2 protein-coding genes, 2 tRNA genes and 2 pseudogenes are annotated in these 3,485 nt (G+C 70.2%); all 6 read left to right on the top strand.

Annotation, left to right across the window (positions count from 1 at the left end):
* A pseudogene (locus tag ASF38_RS18960) lies at window positions 1-1,332 on the top strand (DNA gyrase C-terminal beta-propeller domain-containing protein); the annotation flags it as partial.
* Window position 1,333: 1 nt separating this feature from the next.
* Window positions 1,334-1,678, top strand: a 345-nt coding sequence (locus ASF38_RS18955; protein ID WP_304438644.1) for a DNA gyrase C-terminal beta-propeller domain-containing protein, incomplete at its 5' end; no start/stop codon positions are given.
* Window positions 1,675-2,691 (top strand): DUF3566 domain-containing protein, encoded by a 1,017-nt coding sequence (locus tag ASF38_RS18950; RefSeq protein ID WP_235497410.1) that lies wholly within the window; start codon window positions 1,675-1,677, stop codon window positions 2,689-2,691. The genes ASF38_RS18955 and ASF38_RS18950, both read left to right, overlap by 4 nt.
* A 141-nt stretch (window positions 2,692-2,832) precedes the next feature.
* Window positions 2,833-2,910 (top strand) — tRNA-Ile (locus ASF38_RS05005).
* 87 nt (window positions 2,911-2,997) lie between these two features.
* Window positions 2,998-3,070: transfer RNA gene (locus ASF38_RS05000), tRNA-Ala, on the top strand.
* 118 nt (window positions 3,071-3,188) lie between these two features.
* A pseudogene (locus ASF38_RS18945) lies at window positions 3,189-3,485 on the top strand (ATP-binding cassette domain-containing protein); the annotation flags it as partial.

Genomic DNA, 3,485 nt, shown 5'->3' with positions numbered 1-3,485 from the left:
GCAGGGCATCGCCGACGTCAACGACGAGTCGTCCTCGCGCGTCGGTCGCCGTCTGGTGGTCAAGCTGCGTCGCGACGCGGTCGCCCGCGTGGTGCTCAACAACCTCTACAAGCACACCGAGCTGCAGTCGAACTTCAGCGCCAACATGCTGGCGATCGTCGACGACGTGCCCCGCACGCTCACCCTCGACGGCTTCATCACGCACTGGATCAGCCACCAGATCGAGGTCATCCAGCGACGCACCCAGTACCTGCTCGACGACGCCGAGGCGCGCGCCCACATCCTGCGAGGCCTGGTCAAGGCGCTCGACGCACTCGACGACGTCATCGCCCTCATCCGTCGCAGCCCCACCGTCGAGGAGGCCCGCGACGGGCTGATCGGGCTGCTCGACATCGACGAGCTGCAGGCCCGCGCCATCCTCGAGATGCAGCTGCGGCGCCTGGCGGCCCTCGAGCGGCAGAAGATCATCGACGACCTCGCCGCGCTCGAGCGCGAGATCGCCGACTACAAGGACATCCTCGCCAAGCCGGAGCGCCAGCGGACCATCGTGTCCGAGGAGCTGGCCGAGATCGCCGACAAGTACGGCGACGACCGCCGGTCGCCCATCGTGGCCGCAGACGGCGACCTCTCGATGGAGGACCTCATCCCCGACGAGGACGTCGTCGTCACGATCACGCGCGGCGGCTACGCCAAGCGCACCCGCACCGACCTCTACCGGGTGCAGGGTCGCGGCGGCAAGGGCGTGCGCGGGGCACAGCTGCGCGACGGCGACTTCGTCGAGCACCTGTTCCCGACCACGGCGCACCACTGGATCCTGTTCTTCACCACGGCGGGCCGCGTGTACCGCACCAAGGCCTACCAGCTGCCCGAGGCCGGACGTGACGCCAAGGGCGGGCACGTGGCCGGTCTGCTGAGCTTCCAGCCCGACGAGGAGATCGCGCAGGTGCTGGCGATCCGCGACTACGAGCAGGCGCCGTACCTGGTGCTCGCGACGCGCAAGGGCCTGGTCAAGAAGACCCGCCTGGCCGACTACAACAGCCCGCGCCAGGCCGGCGTCATCGCGATCAACTTCCGCGACGACGACGACGCGCTCATCGGTGCCGACGTGGCCGGCCCCGACGACGACCTGCTGCTGATCAGCAAGAAGGCCCAGGCCATCCGCTTCCGGGCCGACGACGACCAGCTGCGCCCCATGGGTCGCGCCACGTCGGGCGTCACGGGCATGAAGTTCCGCGGCGACGACGCTCTGCTGTCGATGACGGTCATCCGTCACGAGCACGCCGACGTCGCCGTCGAGGACGTGCCCGAGGAGGACCGGCTCTACGTCTTCACNGGTCTGGGCATCAAGGCCATGCAGATCACCGAGAACCGTGGTGAGCTGGTCGGTGGCCTCGTGCTCAAGGACACCGACGACGTCATCTCGGTGACGGCCAGCGGCCAGGTCACGCGCAGCCAGGTGGCCGGGGTCCCGGCCAAGGGTCGCGGCACGATGGGCGTGACGTTCGTGAAGTTCAAGGGCTCCGACCGGGTGGTCACGATCGCCCGCAACACCGATCTGAGCGGCGCGGCGGAGCCCGACGCAGATGCCGAGGCGGCTGCTCCCGGTACGGTGGAATCCGTGACGCCCGAGGCCGACGCCGCTGGGCCCGACACGACCGACGAGGGGCAGGACGAGTGAGCGATCCGCAGAAGCCTGAGGACCGGGCTCCGCGCCCGGGCGCCGGCGACGCCGCGCGCACCCAGCAGATCCCCCGACTCGGTCGCGACGGCAAGCCCGTCCGCTCGCAGAAGACGGTGGCCGACGCGCTGAGAGAGGCGCGCCAGTCCCCGGAGGAGTCGACCAGGAACGAGTCCAACGGCACGTCCCGCCGACCGGCGGGCCCGGCACGTCCGGCCGCGAGCGGTCGGCCGTCGTCCTCGAGCTCGTCGGAGAGCAGCGCCGCGAAGCCTGCACCGAGGACGCCCGCGGCGAAGTCGACCGAGAAGCCCACCGACAAGGCCGCGCCGCGCGACAAGGCCGCACCCGGCGCACCGCGATCGAGTGCTGCGTCGGCGGCCACGAAGCGCGCCGAGGCCAAGAAGGCCGCCGAGGCCAAGAAGACCTCGCAGTCGCCGAGGACCCCGGAGTCCACGCCGGCGAAGTCTCCTGCTTCGGGCTCGTCCACCACGACGTCGTCCAGCTCGTCCCGTTCATCGACGCCGACGGCGGGCGACTACGCCCGCACCACGCGCCAGAGCCCGGACTCCACGGCCGTCATCCCGGCGGTCAAGGACGATGCTCCCGCAGCGACCAGCCCCGCTGCGGCCGCCTCCGCCGCGTCCGCGTCGGGTCGCCAGGCCCGTCTGCGGCTCACGCACGTCGAGCCGTGGTCCGTCACCCGTCTGGCCTTCGTCGTGTCGGTGGCGCTCATGATCGTCTCGGTCGTCGCGGTCACGATCTTCTGGGTCGTGCTCGACCTCACGGGCATCTGGGACCAGCTGAACGGCACGGTCACCAACGTGCTGTCCGACAGCGAGGGCAGCTTCGACCTCACCGACTACCTGGGCCTCGGCCGACTCGTGGGCCTGACGCTGGTGTTCAGCGCCATCAACGTGGTCCTCATGACGGCGATCGCCACGGTCGCCGCCCACCTGTACAACCTCGCCGCCCAGCTCCTCGGCGGCATCGAGGTCACCTTCACCGACAGCTGATCTGCCTGTCGCCCCCATCGGTGGATCGTCAACCGCAGCCACGCGTCTGCGGTTGACGATCCACCGATGGTGGGGAACGACGGTGCCGCTGACCCGATTGGTCCGGCACGAGGGCGGTGGGGTAGAGTTCATCGCTGTTGCGGGCCCATAGCTCAGCTCGGTTAGAGCGCTTCCCTGATAAGGAAGAGGTCGCTGGTTCAAGTCCAGCTGGGCCCACCACCGGACGCACGAGGAGGACACGATGAAGAAGCNCGCGACCACGCGCACCACCTGGGAGCAGGCGACCGACCCGGTCTGATCCCGTGAGGGGCTGTGGCGCAATTGGTAGCGCACCTGCTTTGCAAGCAGGGGGTTAGGGGTTCGAGTCCCCTCAGCTCCACCCTGGTCACCATGCATCGCTGCGGAGGTAGACCGCTCCACCACCCCTGACATCCGTCACGGTCAGGTCGTGACGTGCGGACGGGGCACGGCGGTCGGCGCCGGACGATGCTCGGAGCATGAACCAGACCAGCACCGTCTCCCAGCAGGGGACGACCGGGCACGACGCCCGGCTCGACGCGGTCCGCCTCGAGCAGGTGCGCCGCTCGTTCGGCGACGTCGAGGCCGTCCGCGGCATCGACCTGACCGTCCGGCCCGGCGAGGTCGTCGCCTTCCTCGGCCCGAACGGGGCCGGCAAGACCACCACGATCGACATGATCCTCGGCCTCAGCAGGCCCACGTCCGGCTCGGTCCAGGTCCTGGGCCGGGACCCGCGCGACGCCGTCGCCAACGGGCTGGTGGCCGCCGTCATGCAG

The organism is Aeromicrobium sp. Leaf272, from assembly GCF_001422865.1.
Lineage (GTDB): Bacteria > Actinomycetota > Actinomycetes > Propionibacteriales > Nocardioidaceae > Aeromicrobium.
This window is presented reverse-complemented; position numbering and strand designations above follow the sequence as displayed.